Genomic DNA, 17,800 nt, shown 5'->3' with positions numbered 1-17,800 from the left:
GATTGGATGCAAAAGTTATCCACTCTGCTTCACTATTTTTTCCTCCATTAGGCTGTTAACAGAAGTCTTCCTTCCATGTGCGAAATAATAAAACCCCATACAAAGGAACATCCATAATGCTACAAATAGGTATAAATGCTGAAGACTCATGTATCCGATCAAGATTCCTATTAAGTAAGGCCCAATGCCATTTGCCAAATCAAGGTACATGAAAAAGGTCGAGGTGGCTAATGCCTTTCGATCTGATGGAGATTGCTGGATGGCAATCGCTTGGAAATTAGAAAGGACCGTTCCATACCCGATTCCAATTAAAGCCCCAGAAAACAAAAAGACGAACGTATTTTGTGCTTGACTTAAAAGGATGAACCCGAGCGCTAAACAAATGATTAACGGGTATGTCACTTTATTTTCTCCATATTTGTCAAACCATTTCCCCGTAAAGGGCCTTGATAGTAATAAAGCAGCTGCATACACCATGAAAAAATAACTGGATACTTCGACAAATTCTATTTCTCTAGCATAAAGCGATAAGTAGGATAGCAGACTAGCATAGCCAAGAGTCATAATTAAAAGAATAGTGGAAATAGGAAGAGCCCCTGGTTCAATAAAGTCTTTCCATTTCCATTTTGTTAGTTTTGTATCACGAATGTTGGTGTTTGCTTCAGGTACCTTCAAAAATAATGAAATGATTAAATCAATGACAGCAACTGTAGTTCCAATTAGAAGAATGATCTGAAAGCTTGCATATTCACTCACGTATAACCCGATAAAAGGACCGATCGCCATTGCCAAATTCATACTTGTTGTATAATATCCGGTTCCTTCCCCGCGTCGTTCATTTGGTATCAAATCTGCTGCTATCGCACCTGCAATCGTTGTAATGAAGCCATGTGAGGCCCCATGAATCACACGAATCAACATGAAAAAAGCAAAATGATGCGCTTGTAAATGAAGAAACATGGCAACGACGAAAATGATTAATGCCATAATCATTGCGCGCTTTCTACCGATTATATCCATATATTTTCCTGCAAAAATGCGTGACAGAAGTGAGGCAATAACGAAAATTCCAATCGATAACCCTGTCATACTGTTACTGGCATTAAATTCTTTCGTGACATACAGGGCGATGGTTACCATCAAAATATAGAACACAATATGGGTGAAAAAATTGTTTAAAGAAATAAGGATAAAATCCTTTGTCCAAAGTTTTGGTATTGTCACATTCATTTCCCTCCTTTATTTGAGATAGTATAACAAGATGGACATGCATATTCAGTAAAATGACGTCCAAATACTCAATATGAACAAAAAGTGTTCATTAGATTGATTAAACATGAATCATTTTTGTTCTAGTCTGAAAATTAAGAATTGAATAAAATAAAGCTATCAACAAAAACAATATAAACAAAGTGAAAATGTTGAAAGCGATAACAAGAAAACATAAACATAACTGAAAAAGGGGTTGTTCATATGGTAACGCAAATGGTTGAAACTCAAACTAAATCAGTAGAAGAAGTGTTATTAGAAGGTGCAAAAAGAATAGGTGAATTAGCGGAAAAGGAAGCTAGAGAAGCGGAAACAAATGCAACTATTTCTGAAAACGTCATCAATCTTATAAAGGAAACACAAATTTCAAGAATCATGTTACCGAAGAAATATGGCGGTCCACAAGTTGACTTACGAACATTTGCCAAAATTGTACGTACAGTATCCTATCATAATGTTTCAGCTGGTTGGTTGACATATCTTTATCCATTACACAATATCCTACCAGCCTATCTTCCTGAAAAAGGCCGCGATGAAATCGTCAACCAAGGCGGGCTAATCTGTGATGTGTTTGCTGCAGTAGGGAAGGCAGAGAAAGATGGAGATGGATATCGCATCAGCGGTAAATGGAATTTTGCCAGCGGCTGCTTATACAGTGATTGGATCGGTCTTGGTGTAGCAATACAATTCCCTGATAGTGACAAACCAGAGGTTTGCTTGCCAATGTTAAAGGCATCAGAAGTGAAAATTGTTAAAAACTGGGATACCTTTGGTTTAAGAGGAAGCGGTTCCAACCAAGTTGTTGCAGATCATGTGTATGTTCCAATGGAAAGAATTTTACGCTTAAATGCTGCGGATGCAACAGGTAGACCACCTGAAGAAGATTATGATAAGGAGTACCCATTATACCATGTTCCATTTTATCCAGCCTTTTATCTTGGATTTCCAAACATGGCATTAGGCGGGGCAGAAAGATTAATTGAAGAGTTTAAGAAAGCAACTGAAAACCGTGTTCGTTTAATGGATGGTGTAAGAGAAAGCGAATCTCCACGCAGTCAAAGGGTAATAGCGGAAATTATGACTCAGTTCCATTCTGCTGAAAGCTTAATGGACAAGTATTTAACACTGCTAGAAAACTATGATAAAGACGGACGTAAAACAAGCCGTGCCGAATTCTTTGCAATCCGAACTCAAATTACGAAAACATGTACAGATATCGCCGTGAGAATTCTCTTAACACTAGGCGGCGGTGCACTTTATAAAGGCGGCGTCATAGAGCTTATGATCCGAGATATTTTATCCGTTGCAACGCACAAGACTTCTTTATATGAAGATTCTGTTGCTGCATATGGCCAAGAATTATTTGGATTCGATTCAGGTGTAAGAGGTTAATAATGAAAATCATCATAAGTACCAAGTTGGTCTAACGTTCCGACTTGGTACATGAAAATACAACTTTGGAGGGTAATAGAAAATGGATGATCGTCAATTTCGAACAGCGATGGGAAAGTTTGCAACAGGTGTAACAGTAATTGCGACAGAGGTGGCAGGAGAAGGGATTCATGGAATGACAGCAAACGCTTTTATGTCCGTATCCCTTGATCCAAAATTGGTAGTCATTTCAATAGGTGAAAAGGCTAAGGTATTGAATAAAATTAAAGAAAGTAAAATATTTACAGTTAATATATTAAGCTCTGAGCAGCAAGAAGTGTCTATGATCTTTGCAGGACAACGGAAAGATAAAGAAGTAGAGTTTGAGCATCTTGATGGCAAGCCCGTCATTCCTGGAGCATTGACACAAATTGCTTGTGAAGTTTCTGCTTTACACGTCGAAGGTGACCATACATTATTTATCGGAAAAGTGACGGATATACATATTGAGGATGAGGCCGAACCACTTATTTTTTATAGTGGCAAGTACCGTTCATTAACAAGTGTTCAACCTGTCACAAACTAAGTGAAAGGAGAAGTGACTGCATGGAAACGATTTATTTAACCCGAGAAAATCTTGCGAGCAGGCAACGGTCAGTAGAACCAACTGTCATGGCATTAGGATTTTTTGATGGACTCCATCAAGGACATTGTAAAGTCATCCAAGCTGCCTTACAAAAGGCAAAGGAACAGAATGTGAAGCTCGCGGTCATGAGTTTTTTTCCACATCCGAAAACCGTAATATCTAATGGGAAAAAGAAAGTTTGCTATTTAATGCCTTTATCTGAAAAAGAAAAGAGGTTAGAGCAGCTTGGAGTGGATTTATTTTACATTGTTCGATTTGATAAGGAGTTTTCCTCTCTGTCACCAGAACAATTTGTCGCTCAGTATCTATTGAAACTCGGTGTTGTACATGCGGTCGCTGGCTTTGATTTTTCCTATGGCTCGCGCGGTCTTGGAAATCTGGACCGGTTAACGAATGATTCAGGTGGCCTTATTGAAGTGACAAAGGTAGAAAAAGTAGCGTGCAAAGGGGAAAAAATTAGCTCCACCTGTATAAGAGAAAGGCTAGTAAAAGGATTAGTAGAGGAAATTCCTTATTTTCTTGGGCGTCCATATGAAGTGAAGGGAACCCGGGATGGAATGACTATCCAGCTCGAAGCCTTTTATACACTGCCTGCACCAGGACGTTACAGGGTAACGGTGAAAAATGAGCGGCATTCTATTGAAACAGAATTGATTGTGACTGAGGAATCAATGCTTCAGACCTGTCAGGAGCTTCCTTATCATATGGCAGGAGAGCTATCGATCCTTTGGCACCATCAAATCAAGAATCATGAAATCTCAAATGAAAAAATGTTAGTAACCATCTAAAAGGAAATGGGAGTGAGAAAATGGCGAAATTAATTGCGGGTGTAGCGATGTCGCATAGTCCAATGATTATGACAAGCGAAGAGGCTGCAGGAGAAAAAGGACAACGCTTTCTACAAAAGGCTGCTGAAATGAAAAAGTGGTTAAAGGAAAGTGGTGCTGAAATCATCGTCCTCATTTCGGATGACCATTTTAACAGTTATTTTTATGACCATATGCCATCATTTACGATTGGGACGGATCGCTGTGAGGGTTGGGGAGATTGGCAGATTCCGGAGTATGATATTCCGATCGAAAAAGAGTTAGCGAAGCATATCCTAGACACAGGATTGGCTAGTAATGTTGATTTTGCATTTACAATGAGAATGAAAGTGGATCACGGTCATACACAAGCGATCTATTTCTTAAATGAAGAGTTAGATATTCCTGTTGTACCGATTGCCGTCAATACTGCCGCACCACCTCTTCCGACTATGGAACGCTGCTTTCAGGTAGGAGAAGTGGTGAGAAAAGCCATTGAATCCTGGGAAACTGATAAAAAGGTAGCGATTGTGGCATCTGGAGGCTTATCACACTGGGTTCCGATTCCAAAGATTGATAGTCAAAAGGAAGAGGATCAAGGCTTGGTTCAAATTTTAAAAAATGGACGTCAGGAAATCGAACAGCTTGATGAATACTTAGAAACAAGAAAAACAAGAGTAACGAGCCTAAAAACAGGGCCTGTGAACGAAGAATGGGATCGCTTATTTTTGAAATTGATTTCGGAAAAGGATTATCAGTCTCTGAGAAGCTGGACTTCCGATTATATCGAAGAAAATGGTGGCAATGGCGGACAGGAAATTCACAATTGGCTTGTTCTAATGGGGGCATTGCAAAACTTTGAAAACCAGGTGGCCTTTTATGAGCCTATCCCAGAATGGGTTACGGGTATGGCGATTGTGCAGTTTGCGAGTGTGATTGAGCAAAAGAATTCGACAACAGCTGAAACTAAGAGCGTTTAATATACTTTAATAACAGGGAGAGTTGAAAATGACAATTTGGACAGATTTAGCAGATATCGAATATAAATTATACTATTTGGATGCAAACGGAATTAAGACAAGAGTATTGGAAGCAGGTACAGGGGAACCCTTAATTTTGCTTCACGGTACAGGTGGACATATTGAAGCATATGCGAGAAACATGAAGGGATTAAGTGAGAAATTCCGTGTGATTTGTATTGATATGGTGGGTCACGGGTATAGTGATAAGCCAAATCGTGAATATGGAATTGATTTTTATAGTGAACATCTTCTAGGCGTCATTCAAGCACTTGGTCTATCAAAGGTTTATCTTTCAGGTGAATCATTAGGCGGCTGGGTAGCAGCGTGGTTTGCTGCTGAACATCCTGAGTATGTCAAAGCGATGGTTTTAAATACACCTGGAAACGTGAAAAACAAACTAGACGTGATGACAAGGTTGAAGGAATCAACTATAAAGGCAGTCGTTGATGCCAATTATGAAAATGTGAAAACAAGACTTGAATGGTTAATGTATGATAAGAGTCAAGTAACAGAAGAGCTAATCCAATGCCGTTATCATATATATACAAGACCTGAATACAAGGAAGCGGTATACAATATTGTTTGTCTGCAAGACATTGAAATTAGAGAAAAGTATTCTTGGGATTCTTCCTGGTGTGGGAAAATCAATGTTCCTACATTACTAGCTTGGACAGATCATGATCCAACCTCAACAGTTGAAGAAGGAAAACCGCTGCAGGATATGATTCCTGGAAGTGAATTCATTGTCATCAAGGATGCCGGACACTGGCCACAGTGGGAAAAACCAGAAGAGTTCAATGAAATTGTCATCAATTTCTTGTTAGAGAAAACCACAAAAGTGGCTGTTCAGTAATCAATTATACCAGTTTAGTAAAACACCTAGAATAAGAGAAGAACAATGATTTGTTTTTCTCTTACTTTTTCCGATTTTATTATCTGAATTTTCAGAACAAAATAGATTTTCTTAAAATAGGAGGTTTGTATATGGTGCAAAAAAGTGCGGAGAAATCCAAATTATCCAAGACAGCATGGGTTGTGATCACATTATTATTTTTATTAACAGTTATCAGTAATGCTGATAAAGCAATCATCGGATTTGCCTCTGTTCCCATCATGGATGAATTAGGACTGAACGCTGAGCAGTGGGGAATCGTCGGCAGTGTTTTCTTTCTTTTGTATTCGCTATCAGCTGTTCTTGGGGGGATACTTGCTGATAAAGTCGGAACAAGAGCTGTTATTGCAGGGATGGTCATTGTGTGGTCTGTTGTCCAATTTTCAACCATCTTTGTGTCAAGCTTTACCTTTTTATTGATTACGAGAATTATTTTGGGTGCTGGGGAAGGTCCATCCTATTCACTAGCCATGACGGCTGCATCCAAATGGCTGCCTAAGGAAAAACGGGGGATTGGAATTTCATTTGTTTCCATTGGGGGACCATTGGGAGTAGCAGTATCCGCTCCTATTTTAATGCATCTGATAACCAATTATGGCTGGCGCTCTGCCTTTATTGTAACTGGAATTATCGGAGCAATCTGGGTCGTTGTTTGGTTGTGGATTGTTAAAGAAAAAAAGGAATCAGAAGAGGAATCCATTGTTGCAAAATTGGATGTTGACCATTCGGCAGACATAGGGAATACGAAATTTTTATCCGTCCTTCTGTCAAAAAACTTCATCATCATTGCATTATGCGGATTTGCTACATACTGGTCTTTTACAATTGGATTAAACTGGCTGCCTAACTATTTGGAAAATGTTCGTAAGTTAAGTCCTGAAATATTATCAATCGTCGTTGCGCTTCCATGGATATTCATTACTTTATCTCAAATATCCTTCTCGATGATTTCGGATCGTCTTTTTCATAAAACGAAGAGTGTTGTAAAAGGCCGTGTATTTGTACTAGGTCCCGTCATGGCAACTGGAGCAGTTTGTTATTTTATCGGGTCCATGTCAAGTTCGAATCTTCTAGCCATTGCTTTATTATCACTTGGATTAACATTTGGCTGTATTACGTTGGTACTGGGTCCAGCCATTTTAATGGAGCTTGTTCCCAAACAACATCAAGGGAAAATTCAAGGCTGGTTCATGGCCATTACCTCACTAGGCGGGATTGTCGGACCTTATGTAACCGGTTATTTAATTGAAAACTCGTCAAGCCCAGCTGCAGGGTTTGAATTTGCCTTCATCGTTTGCGGTGTGGTCCTGCTTGTTTTTGGAGGTCTTGTCTGGGCATTTGTAAGACCGAAAAAGTCGGAAGTTCCTGTTACCAGCCAGGAATTGTCGGAAACTGTTTGATAGCTGTAGAATGAAGAACTAAAGAGGCAGGGACCATCCGGAATTGAATGGTCCCTGCCTCTTAACATTTACTTTGTCTTTTTAATAAATACCAGTTAATAAGTAGAATCCGATGACGAAGAATGCTGCAATCGTTTTAATAATGGTAATCGCAAAGATGTCTTTATAAGATTGTTTATGTGTTAATCCAGTGATGGCTAATAAGGTGATAACCGCACCGTTATGTGGGAGAGTATCCATACCACCTGATGCCATTGAAATGGCACGGTGCATAACTTCTAGTGGGATATTAAGTTCGTTTGCCCAAGCAATGTATTTTTCAGACATCATACCTAGAGAAATGGCAATTCCCGCTGAAGCAGATCCTGAAACAGCTGATAACACGTTTGTGGTTATCGCTCCATTGATTAATGGGTGATTGAATACACTGGCAATTCCGTCTCTGATTGAACCGAATCCTGGAAGGTTCGAGATAACCGCACCAAAACCATATTCTGTTGCTGAGTTCATAATGGCAAGCAGTGCACCTGCAACCCCAATTTTCGTTCCTTCTTTGAAGTCCATCACAACCGGTTTATGATTATAAAGAATGGTAGCAATAATCCCAACAATTAATGCGATTTCAACTGACCAAATCCCAATAACTTTAGTTGTCTCGATATTGGGGAAAGCGGCCATACCAATGGCTTCAAAATCGAATCCATTTGGATACCAGTTTGGAATAACTGTCGTAAATACTTTGTTTAATACAGCGACTAATACAACCGGAACAAAGGCTAGGATTTTACGACCAATACCTTCTTGGACAGTTAAGTCAACAACGCCTGAATCTTCTTCTTTGATTGTACCAAAACAATCGTATCCTTCGCCTGCTTTTTCCGCTTTTTTACGACGTGAGGTTAAATACAACATACCAACAATAAAGATAAAGATGGCACCTACTATCCCAAGAAGTGGTGCTGCATAAATGTCAGTTCCAAAGAACGTGGTAGGAATGACATTTTGTACTTGAGGTGAACCAGGAAGGGCATCCATCGTGAAAGTAAATGAACCCAATGCAATAGTACCAGGAATTAATCGTTTTGGAATGTTTGATTGTCTGAACAGGTTCGCAGCGAAAGGATAAATCGCAAACGCAACAACCACAAGACTAATCCCGCTATAGGTAAGGATAGCGGCTAACAATACGATGACAAGCATTGCTTGCTTTTTGCCTAATACTTGAATAAGAGTTGTGGCAATTGAACGAGCAAGGCCACTCATTTCGACTACTTTACCAAATAAAGCCCCTAGTAAAAAGATTGGAAAATATAATTGAATATATTCAACCATCTTTCCCATAAAGACATTGCTATACCAAGGTAATAGCCAGCTTGGTTCTGTTAAAAGAATAGCGAATAAAGCACAAAGTGGAGCAAAAATAATAACACTGAAACCTTTATAGGCAATAAACATCAGCATCGCTAATGCCAGCAGTATGATAACAATTTCCATTTTGTTTGTTCTCCTTTTAAAATAATTTATATATAAAGGGGGTGAAAGTGGTTAAAAGATAATAATAAGATCATTTATTCCAGTTCCCTTATATAACAGTAGTAAGTAGAAACGCATACATTTGTTTCTATTGGTATTTTAAAATAATAGATTTTATGAGATTTTTTTTAGTACAATAATAGAATTAAAATTCTTTCACAATAAATGATAGGTGTTATATTAACAAAGGAATAGTAAATACTAATTATTTTGTGTTCCTAATATCTCGAAATCATTATATCTAGATAATTGTTATAATACAATATAAATATAGTGAAAATGTTGTATATTATACAAGTAAAATATTACCAAGTAATCATTGACGCTGGGAAAAGAGAGTATATCATGTGTAAAACGAAATATATTCCCGTATAATAGTTGAGAATAATCGAATAGGGGGTATTGTCATGCACATCGAAATGTGGACAGATTTTGCTTGACCATTTTGCTATATTGGCAAAAAGCGTCTGGAGGACGCTATTAAACAAATTGACCATCCAATCGAAGTGACCTATCGCTGCTTTGAATTGGATCCGACGATGAAAAAAGATGTAAAAGAAAATATGTACGAAGCTTTGGCTAAGAAATATGGGATGACAATAGACCAAGCAAAAGCCAATACGCAAAACGTTGTACGGATGGCAAAGGAAGTTGGATTGGATTATCAAATGGATACGCTAATTCTGACAAACACCTTTGATGCACACCGTTTAACGATGTTTGCCAAAACAAAAGGTTTAATGAAAGAGATGACCGAGCGGATTTTGCAGGCCTATTTTACAGAGTCCAAGCATATTGGCGATCATGAGACACTAACGGAATTGGCAGTAGAAGTAGGGCTTGACCGGGATGAAGTGAAGAGCATGCTTGCAAGCGAAGCAATGGCTGGTGTCGTTCGGGAAGAAGAACAATTAGCACGGCAATACCGTGTAACTGGTGTCCCGTTCTTCCTTATTAATAAAAAATATGCCCTGACAGGTGCGCAGCCAACGGAAACGTTTGTACAGGCGTTGAAAAAAGTGATTGCAGAAGATGAAATCGTCGTATTGAACAATCAAGACGGACTGAACTGTGATGAAAATGGCTGTGAAATTCCTAAGAAGGATTAGGAGCAGTTCACCTTTTAAAATAAATCATATTTTTACAAAAGAACATGGGTTTTCCTGTATTTGACGTAGGAGAACCCATGTCTTTTTTAATCGGTCCAACATATTATCCTCTGAATACAAAAGCAAACCCTATATTATGGAAGAACTATTTGAGCAAAAGTGATGCAAACAATCGTTGCAATATCAACAAACATTGACATTAGTAGTGTTCGTTTTTATCTATTTATGAAAGAATAGAGTCGATAAAATACATTAAAAAAATTTTACATAAGTAAGATAAATTTTATAAAAAATTATTTTTTCAAAAAGATTGAAAACTTTATGTCAATATAATATATTAAGAATGTAAGCGGTATTAATCATATATTGATAGTGAAAACCTTATTAATTAATTGGTCTTATTAAAGACAAACGGAACTTTTTGAAAAAGTTAGGGGGATGAAAAATGGCACAAGTATTACGTCTAGGTAGAGTTGAATTAAGAGTATTAGACTTAGATAAATCAGTAGACTACTATACAAATGTTATTGGATTACAAGAAACTGGGCGCATTGGTGACAGCGTTTTCCTAAAAGCATGGGATGAATATGATCATCACAGCGTTATTTTGACTAAATCAAATACTGCTGGATTAGCACATATGGCTTTCAAAGTACGAACAATCGATGATTTAGCTTTTTTTGAAAAGAAAATTGAAGAATTTGGCTGTACAACAACAAGGGTTTCAAATCATACAAGATTGGCTGAAGGAGAAGCTGTTCGTTTTATCCTTCCAACTGGTCATGCTTGTGAACTCTACCATGAAATTGAATTTCTAGGAACAGCTGTTGGAACGAAGAATCCGCATCCATGGCCGCTGGGTACAAAAGGAATTGCTCCACATCGTCTTGATCACTTATTACTCACTGGCGATGATTTGAAAACGGTAACAAGATTCTTTGTTGAGGTGCTTGGCTTTGGCCAAAGTGAACGAGTGGTAACGGAAGGGGACGAGGATCTAGTCGGAAGCTTCCTATTCACAACGAATACAGCACATGATATTGCCTTTGTAAAAGGACCTGATGCAAAGCTTCACCATGCAGCATTTGGCGTTGATTCTTTACATGATGTATTCAAAGCGGCTGATTTATTATCTATGTATGAAGTGCCGTTTGATGTAACGCCAACACGTCATGGAATTTCTAGAGGACAAACAATTTATTTCTTTGACCCATCTGGTAACCGCAATGAAGCATTTGCAGGCGGATATATGGCATTCCACGATATGCCAACGATTACATGGGATGCATCAAAAATCGGAACAGGTATTTTCTATCACCGCAGAGAACTTTCTGAATCCTTCGCGAAAGCGCTAACTTGATTTTTACTATGAAAGATAACTGCTTTTAGAGAAAAAAGGGGAGAGGGAAGTACTTATGTATAATGTTACACTCAAAGCAAGAAATCAGGAATTTCAATATGATTGTGCACCAAATGTTACGCCGTTACGTGCAGCTCGTGATTTATTTATTCCGTTTCCAACAGGATGTCAACGAGGCGGCTGCGGAATGTGTAAAGTAAAAGTATTAAACGGAGAATATGATCAGGAGCTAATACGTTCACACGATGCATTATCCGATGAAGAATTGGAAAATGGCTTTGCATTAGCTTGCTGTATGACTCCTAAAAGCGATCTTGAAATCATTACGGCTGAAGATTATGAAAAGCTGCAAAGCAAAGGTCAGCTAGAAGAGACGAAATAATTAAGTTATTATCTACTAATCTATAGGAACAAATGATTCGATTGATATGTGGTTCTTTCAGACAGGAAAACCTAATTACCCATTGGCTTTATGTAAACAAAGCCATGTGTAATTAGGTTTTTTTCTTTGAAATGAGGGTGTCGCTCAATTTGGCATTTGGCTCATAGTAACAGACTGTAAATACGATTTAGTATAAAACATACTAAAAAAACTGAAAAATAGTCTGAAAATTAGTTTAACTTATTGTATATTCTGAAAATTTAAAATTATACAATAGGCACATAAGGAAACAAGATAAGGAGAGATGAACATGGCAATCATGCGTATTGGTAGAGCTGAATTAAGAGTGTTAGATCTTGAAGAATCAATTAAATATTATACAAATATAATTGGATTAGAAGTAGTAGGAAGAAGCGAAGGTAGAGCGTATCTAAAGGCATGGGATGAATATGATCATCATAGTCTAGTTCTGCAAGAAGCTGATTCACCGGGTCTTGACCATTTTGGTTTTAAAGTGCGAAGTGAAACAGATTTAGAGTATTACGAAAGAAAAATCGAGCAATTTGGCTGCACAACGAAACGTATTTCCAAGGGAACACGGCTAGCTGAAGGTGAAGCCATTCGCGTTACGCTGCCAACAGGGCACGAAATGGAACTTTATCATGATATTCAACAAATAGGAAAGAAAACAGGTACCTTAAATCCGCATCCATGGCCAGATGAAGCTAGAGGGATGGCTCCACATCGTTTGGATCATGTTCTATTAACGGGCGATGATGTGAAAACGGTTACGAGATTCTTCATAGAAGCGTTAGAGATATTCCAAAGTGAAAAAATCATGACATTAGACGGCGAAGACATGGTTGGAAGCTTTATGCATGCTCAAAACGGAAAGGCTCATGATATTGCCTTCATTAAAGGACCGGATGCTAAATTGCACCATGCTGCCTTCAAGGTTGAACATTGGTACGATGTGTTAAAGGCAGCTGACCTTTTGGCAAGATATGATGTACCGATTGAAGTCACTCCAACTCGTCATGCCATAACAAGAGCTGAAACAATTTATTTCTTTGATCCATCTGGGAACCGAAACGAAGCCTACTCTGGAGGATACATTACATATCCAGATTTCCCAACGATAACTTGGACAGAGGATAAAATTGCTCACGGAATCTTCTATCATAGAAAAGAAATGATTGATTCCTTTGTTAAAGCACTAACTTAATCTATCGTTAAAACTCTATAAATCTAGTAATAAAATGAAAACGTTTACTATAGCTTGCTTTTAGAAAAATATCTTTCATATAAATTGAATGCCATTATATACGAGGAGGAATTTTAAATGACAAATCAATTAATAAAAGAAAAGGTAGATATGAAGCACTGGTTAGAAGTAGCAGAAAGAATTGGCAGAGTTGCAGAGGCAGAAGCTTTAGAGGCTGATAAAAATGGTCATTTTTCTTCAAAGGTTGCAGAAGCGATTGTTGAAGGCGGAATTAATAAATTGATGCGTGCGGAACAATATGGCGGTAAATTTATTGGTGTGGAGCCATTCACAAAAATTGTTAGAAAGGTTGCGAGCCATAGTATGGCCGCAGCATGGTTAACAAACTTCTATGCGATACATGATATTTGGCCTGGTTATCTTCCACCAAAAGGCAGAGAAGAGGTTCTTGGAAAACATGAATTGATTGCCGATGTGTTTGCTCCGCTTGGAAAGATGGAAAAGGATGGAGAAGGATACCGCCTATACGGTCAATGGAACTTTGCCAGCGGTGTTCTCTGGAGTGAATGGATTGGTCTAGGTGCAATGGCTGATCTAGGAGAGGGTCTTGAGTATGTCATGCCTGTACTAAGAGTTTCAGACCCGAATCTTAAATTGATTGAAAACTGGGATACACTCGGATTACGTAGTACGGGAAGTAATGGGGTTCATGTGGATGGCGCGTATATCCCTGAACATCTTATCCTACGTGGTAAAGATATATTTGGTCTCGGAAAACCGGCGGGCGGAGAATATGATCCACAAGATCCTATTTACCGTATGCCATTTATGCAGATGTTCTTAGCTGCGTTTCCTGCTACATCATTAGGTGCCATGGATCGTATTATTGATATTTTCCAAGAACGTACGGAGAAACGGGTTCGCGTATTTAATGGAGGAAAGAACGAGAAAACCGGTTCTGGAAGCCAACGTGTGCTAGCTGAAATGAAAATTCAACGTCGCCAAGTAGAGGGCTTAATGTCTCGTTATCTTGAAGTACTGGAACAATTCCAAGAGGAAGGTAAAACAGTGGCAAGTGAAGAAGAGCGCATGGAATTGTTTGCGATACGTTCACAGGCATCTAAAATGGCTGCAGAAATGGCCTTGAAAGCCATTCTAACACTAGGCGGTACATCTATCTTTAAAGGCGATCCTGTCGAATTATTTGTAAGAGACGTCATCGCATTTGCTTCACATCCAACGCAGCTTTGGGAAGATGCAATGGGCTCATACGGAAGTGTGCAATTTGGCGGACCAGCACATCCAACTTGGTAATAAATAAAACGTAGATTAATAGATTCAAAGATTCCTGGACGTCCTGTCGTAAAGGTGTCAGGCACCGCTTTGTACTAACTAGTGGCTGACACCTTTTGGGACCTCTCTGAATCTACAGATAAAATAAAAGTACTAGTAAAAAGGGGCTGAGGGATTTGCAAACTGTCTATCTTACCTATGGTCCGGAAAGTTCTTTACCAAAGCCAGAGCCCTGTGTCATGGCAATGGGCTTTTTCGATGGAGTTCATGTAGCACACCAGCAAGTGATTCTGGAGGCTAAAAACATTGCTAGAAAAAGAAAGATTAAACTGGCAGTCATGACCTTTTTCCCCCATCCAAAAGAAGTTCTAAGCTGTGGAAAAGAAAAGATGAATTATTTAACTCCGATCGAGGTTAAACTGAATCGGTTTTCGAAGCTCGGGGTTGATATTGTCTATGTCATCAAATTTGATCAGTTCTTTGCTGAACTTTCCCCAAAGAAATTTATTGAAACCTATGTAATTGGTCTTGATGTGAAGCATGTTGTGGCGGGTTTTGATTTTACATACGGACAAAAGGGAAAAGGAAATATGAAAACAATGAGTACGGATGGTGATGGGAAATTTCTTGTAACCGTCATTTCAAAACTTGATTATCGAGGTAATAAAATCAGTTCAACTTCCATTAGGAACCTGTTGTCAAATGGTAAGGTGAGTGAAATTGCCTCGTATCTTGGAGATTATTATGAAACAAGGGGAGAGGTCGTTTCCTCCTTTCGCAGTAAAACGGGGAACCGATTTTATTTGGATGTATCGACCCATCCCTACTACACCCTGCCATACAATGGAATCTATGAAGTAGAGATGAAAACGGGAGAACAGATTTATCAAGGAAGTGCACTTGTATACTCCAATAAAATAAAGCTTTCCTTCGATGGTTCTTTTAAAAGTCAGAAAAACCATGCCATTACATTAAAATGGATTCGAAGCTTTGAGATAGAGAATGTTCAATTGGTGCAAATTTAAAGGAATAGTGATTCTAAAGGGGATCTAAGTCGAAAAATACAGAATATTTGAATTTATTGTTCGATTGACTTATGATAAGAATAGAATCCCTTTCAAAGCACGATACATAGATGGAGGGATGCTCATGTATACAATCAAAGTAACTGATAACGAGGCTGCTACTATTCAATGGAACAGCAGTGGACCTGAAAGTGTACTAGATGGAGCACAAAGAAACGGAGTGAAAATTCCTTATGCCTGCAAAGGAGGAGGCTGCGGCCTTTGCAAAATATGGGTTGAAGAGGGCGAATTTGAACGAGGCCGCAGCTCAGTAGCTGTTTTGCCCGCAGACGAAAGAGAGCTTAACTACTCACTCGCTTGTAAAACCTATCCAAAAGGCAATATGCGTATTCAATTAGATCTAGCTAGACAAAGTGAAAAGATTAGCAGCTAAAATTCACAAATATGCTCTAGCTCTAAACGCCAAAGGTTTTTTCAGCTTGAAAGGCAGATATATTTCGTTTACATGGTGGTGGGAATTTGAAAGCTGAAGAACTAAAGCTAGAACTATTTTATAAAAAATCTGATCCCTTTAATCAACATGATCCTAAGGCAAGAATGGTTTCCATTCCAGCAGCTTCAATTGGAATGCTCCGGCATGAACTCCTTGAAACCATTGGTCTGGAACGAACAAAAGGCTTTCTCCTAAGGTATGGATGGCATACAGGTGCGTATGATGCAGAAAAGGTAAAGGAGTTAAGCTGGCAGGATCAACGTGAGATGCTGTTAGCCGGTCCTAAAATGCATACATTACATGGGTATATCGAAGAAGCACCCAATCTTAGAGCAGAAGCAAATTTTCATGTAGGATCGATTTATCACGAAGCCTTGTGGAAAAATTCCTATGAAGCAGAGGAACATATTAATCGGTATGGTTATAGTGATGAGCCTGTTTGCCACTCATTAACAGGTTATGCAAGCGGTTACCTATCTAACATTCTTGAGAAGAAAGTCATTGCTAAGGAAGTAAAATGTAAGGCAATGGGTCATGATCATTGTCAGGTGCTTTGTCGTACCGTTGAGGAATGGGATGGAGCGGTTGAACAGGAACTAAAATATTATAAAGAGGAATCGATTATTGATGAACTGAATGAGACGTTTCGAAAGCTTAAAATAGAAAGAGATCATTTAAGCAAAGCGTATGATGTTCATCAAAAGCTGGTTGAAGAATTGTTAAAGGAAAATGACCTTTCCGGAGTGGCTAAGGTTCTATATCAGCATACCGATTTGCCTGTTCTTATTGAAAGTGAACATTTGGAAGTTTTAGCAACGGCGGGAATTTCGGAGGAAGAGAGTCACCTTTATTCCAAGCAATTAAGCTCACTCATGACGAACAAAAGGAAAAAGGATTTAAACAAAATAACAAGGGCAAAATTACTAAATGATTTTGACGACTACAGCAGACTGATTACGCCCATTTACCTGCAAAAAGAAGTGGTAGCATACTGCTCCTTTTTATATAAAGCATCACAGCCTCAGGAGGTAGACAAGCTAATTTTAGAACAAGGGGCCCTGGCTTGCTCTCTCTATCTATTTAATCAGAGTACAATGATTCAAACAGAGCTGCGGATGCAAGGTAATTTATTGGATACGATTCTTTCAAACCGAATGACATTTGAAGAAATATCAAAAAAGGCCTATTACGTTGGATTTGAATTAAATTCCCCATTTTTCATGATTGCGGTTAGTCCTAATCAGGAAAAGTTAACGATCCGAGACGAGTTAGAGTTGAATGACCGCTTAATCAATGACATTTCCCAATTCCTTAAGGATCGGAAAGTAAATGCGTTGCTAGGTCAGAAATCAGGCAAATTGATTATTTTTTTATCTGAAGATTTGAGTTTGAAAAGCCAAAACAGTAAGAAAAAGTTCTGTCAATCCATGCAGGATTATATCTCAAAAAAGTATTCCTCGTACGACCTTAAATTTGGTATCAGTTCGAGTTCCGCCAATGTAGTGGATGCATCCCATTTATTTGATGAGAGCACCTCAGCCTTACAAATTGCCAATCATTATCAAAAAGTGGTGTTCTTTGAATTTTTAGGGATTGAGGGAATGATCATTCAGTCGGAAAATGAGCGCCTGCAAACATTTATTAAAAGGAAATTAGGGGCACTACTTGAGGAAGATAAGAAAAAGGATATGGAATTGACTAAAACTCTTTTTCACTATTTAAATAATGGCTGTAATATTAATAGAACGTCAAGAGCAATGAATTTTTCGATTAGCGGTCTAAGATATCGTCTTCAAAAAATAAATGAATTACTAGACGCGGATATTAATGTTCCTGACGTGGGCTATCAAATCTATTTATCGCTTAAGCTCATGATTTATTGGGGTGAATTGGATATTGATGTGAGCAGTTCAATTGATTTAAGTGAGAAGGGTTCATAAGAAATAGAAGAAAATGTTAGAGAAATAGATGTAG

At 38.4% G+C, this 17,800-nt stretch carries 16 protein-coding genes; 14 read left to right on the top strand and 2 right to left on the bottom strand.

Going from position 1 to position 17,800, the window contains the following annotated elements:
* Positions 1-15 precede the first annotated feature (15 nt).
* Positions 16-1,224, bottom strand: coding sequence for an MFS transporter (locus ACHUFV_RS10100; protein ID WP_394233684.1), 1,209 nt, complete (start codon positions 1,222-1,224; stop codon positions 16-18).
* Positions 1,225-1,473: 249 nt separating this feature from the next.
* Here ACHUFV_RS10100 and ACHUFV_RS10095 point away from each other — a divergent pair, with 249 nt between their 5' ends.
* The 6 genes from ACHUFV_RS10095 (at position 1,474) to ACHUFV_RS10070 (ending at position 7,406) form a co-directional block, all read left to right on the top strand.
* Entirely contained in the window at positions 1,474-2,661 is a 1,188-nt protein-coding gene (locus tag ACHUFV_RS10095) for an acyl-CoA dehydrogenase family protein (RefSeq protein WP_394233682.1), read from the top strand.
* A gap of 82 nt (positions 2,662-2,743) precedes the next feature.
* The gene (locus tag ACHUFV_RS10090; protein ID WP_394233680.1) at positions 2,744-3,226 is read left to right on the top strand and encodes a flavin reductase family protein; all 483 of its coding nucleotides are present in this window, start codon (positions 2,744-2,746) and stop codon (positions 3,224-3,226) included.
* Between the two features lie 20 nt (positions 3,227-3,246).
* Complete coding sequence (locus tag ACHUFV_RS10085) at positions 3,247-4,074, top strand: bifunctional riboflavin kinase/FMN adenylyltransferase (protein ID WP_394233679.1); 828 nt, start codon at positions 3,247-3,249, stop codon at positions 4,072-4,074.
* Between the two features lie 20 nt (positions 4,075-4,094).
* A complete protein-coding gene (locus ACHUFV_RS10080; RefSeq protein ID WP_394233677.1) occupies positions 4,095-5,072 on the top strand; it encodes a DODA-type extradiol aromatic ring-opening family dioxygenase in 978 nt (325 codons plus the stop codon).
* A gap of 28 nt (positions 5,073-5,100) precedes the next feature.
* Positions 5,101-5,967 (top strand): alpha/beta fold hydrolase, encoded by an 867-nt coding sequence (locus ACHUFV_RS10075; protein ID WP_394233675.1) that lies wholly within the window; start codon positions 5,101-5,103, stop codon positions 5,965-5,967.
* A 131-nt stretch (positions 5,968-6,098) separates the two neighbouring features.
* Positions 6,099-7,406: an MFS transporter gene (locus tag ACHUFV_RS10070; RefSeq protein WP_394233673.1), complete on the top strand. Its 1,308-nt coding sequence runs from the start codon at positions 6,099-6,101 to the stop codon at positions 7,404-7,406.
* A gap of 81 nt (positions 7,407-7,487) precedes the next feature.
* Here the strand turns inward: ACHUFV_RS10070 and ACHUFV_RS10065 are convergent, their stop codons facing one another.
* Positions 7,488-8,900 (bottom strand): GntP family permease, encoded by a 1,413-nt coding sequence (locus tag ACHUFV_RS10065; protein WP_394233672.1) that lies wholly within the window; start codon positions 8,898-8,900, stop codon positions 7,488-7,490.
* Between the two features lie 491 nt (positions 8,901-9,391).
* Between ACHUFV_RS10065 and ACHUFV_RS10060 the strand changes: the two genes are divergently transcribed.
* The 8 genes from ACHUFV_RS10060 to ACHUFV_RS10025 all read left to right on the top strand — a co-directional run bounded on the left by ACHUFV_RS10060 (position 9,392) and on the right by ACHUFV_RS10025 (position 17,766).
* Positions 9,392-10,048 (top strand): DsbA family oxidoreductase, encoded by a 657-nt coding sequence (locus ACHUFV_RS10060; protein WP_394234447.1) that lies wholly within the window; start codon positions 9,392-9,394, stop codon positions 10,046-10,048.
* A gap of 445 nt (positions 10,049-10,493) precedes the next feature.
* On the top strand, positions 10,494-11,408 hold the full coding sequence (locus ACHUFV_RS10055; RefSeq protein ID WP_394233670.1) for a catechol 2,3-dioxygenase: 915 nt from the start codon (positions 10,494-10,496) through the stop codon (positions 11,406-11,408).
* Positions 11,409-11,463: 55 nt separating this feature from the next.
* Positions 11,464-11,790: a 2Fe-2S iron-sulfur cluster-binding protein gene (locus ACHUFV_RS10050; RefSeq protein WP_394233669.1), complete on the top strand. Its 327-nt coding sequence runs from the start codon at positions 11,464-11,466 to the stop codon at positions 11,788-11,790.
* 310 nt (positions 11,791-12,100) lie between these two features.
* Positions 12,101-13,015 (top strand): catechol 2,3-dioxygenase, encoded by a 915-nt coding sequence (locus tag ACHUFV_RS10045; protein WP_394233667.1) that lies wholly within the window; start codon positions 12,101-12,103, stop codon positions 13,013-13,015.
* A gap of 117 nt (positions 13,016-13,132) precedes the next feature.
* A complete protein-coding gene (locus ACHUFV_RS10040; RefSeq protein ID WP_394233665.1) occupies positions 13,133-14,329 on the top strand; it encodes an acyl-CoA dehydrogenase family protein in 1,197 nt (398 codons plus the stop codon).
* Positions 14,330-14,484: 155 nt separating this feature from the next.
* Positions 14,485-15,333, top strand: coding sequence for a cytidyltransferase (locus ACHUFV_RS10035; RefSeq protein WP_394233663.1), 849 nt, complete (start codon positions 14,485-14,487; stop codon positions 15,331-15,333).
* Between the two features lie 124 nt (positions 15,334-15,457).
* A complete protein-coding gene (locus ACHUFV_RS10030; protein WP_394233662.1) occupies positions 15,458-15,766 on the top strand; it encodes a 2Fe-2S iron-sulfur cluster-binding protein in 309 nt (102 codons plus the stop codon).
* An 86-nt stretch (positions 15,767-15,852) separates the two neighbouring features.
* Entirely contained in the window at positions 15,853-17,766 is a 1,914-nt protein-coding gene (locus tag ACHUFV_RS10025) for a XylR N-terminal domain-containing protein (protein ID WP_394233660.1), read from the top strand.
* Positions 17,767-17,800: the final 34 nt, after the last annotated feature.

Source organism: Niallia oryzisoli (genome assembly GCF_043641075.1).
In the GTDB taxonomy this organism is placed as follows: Bacteria; Bacillota; Bacilli; order Bacillales; family Cytobacillaceae; genus Bacillus_BD; species Bacillus_BD oryzisoli_A.
This window is presented reverse-complemented; position numbering and strand designations above follow the sequence as displayed.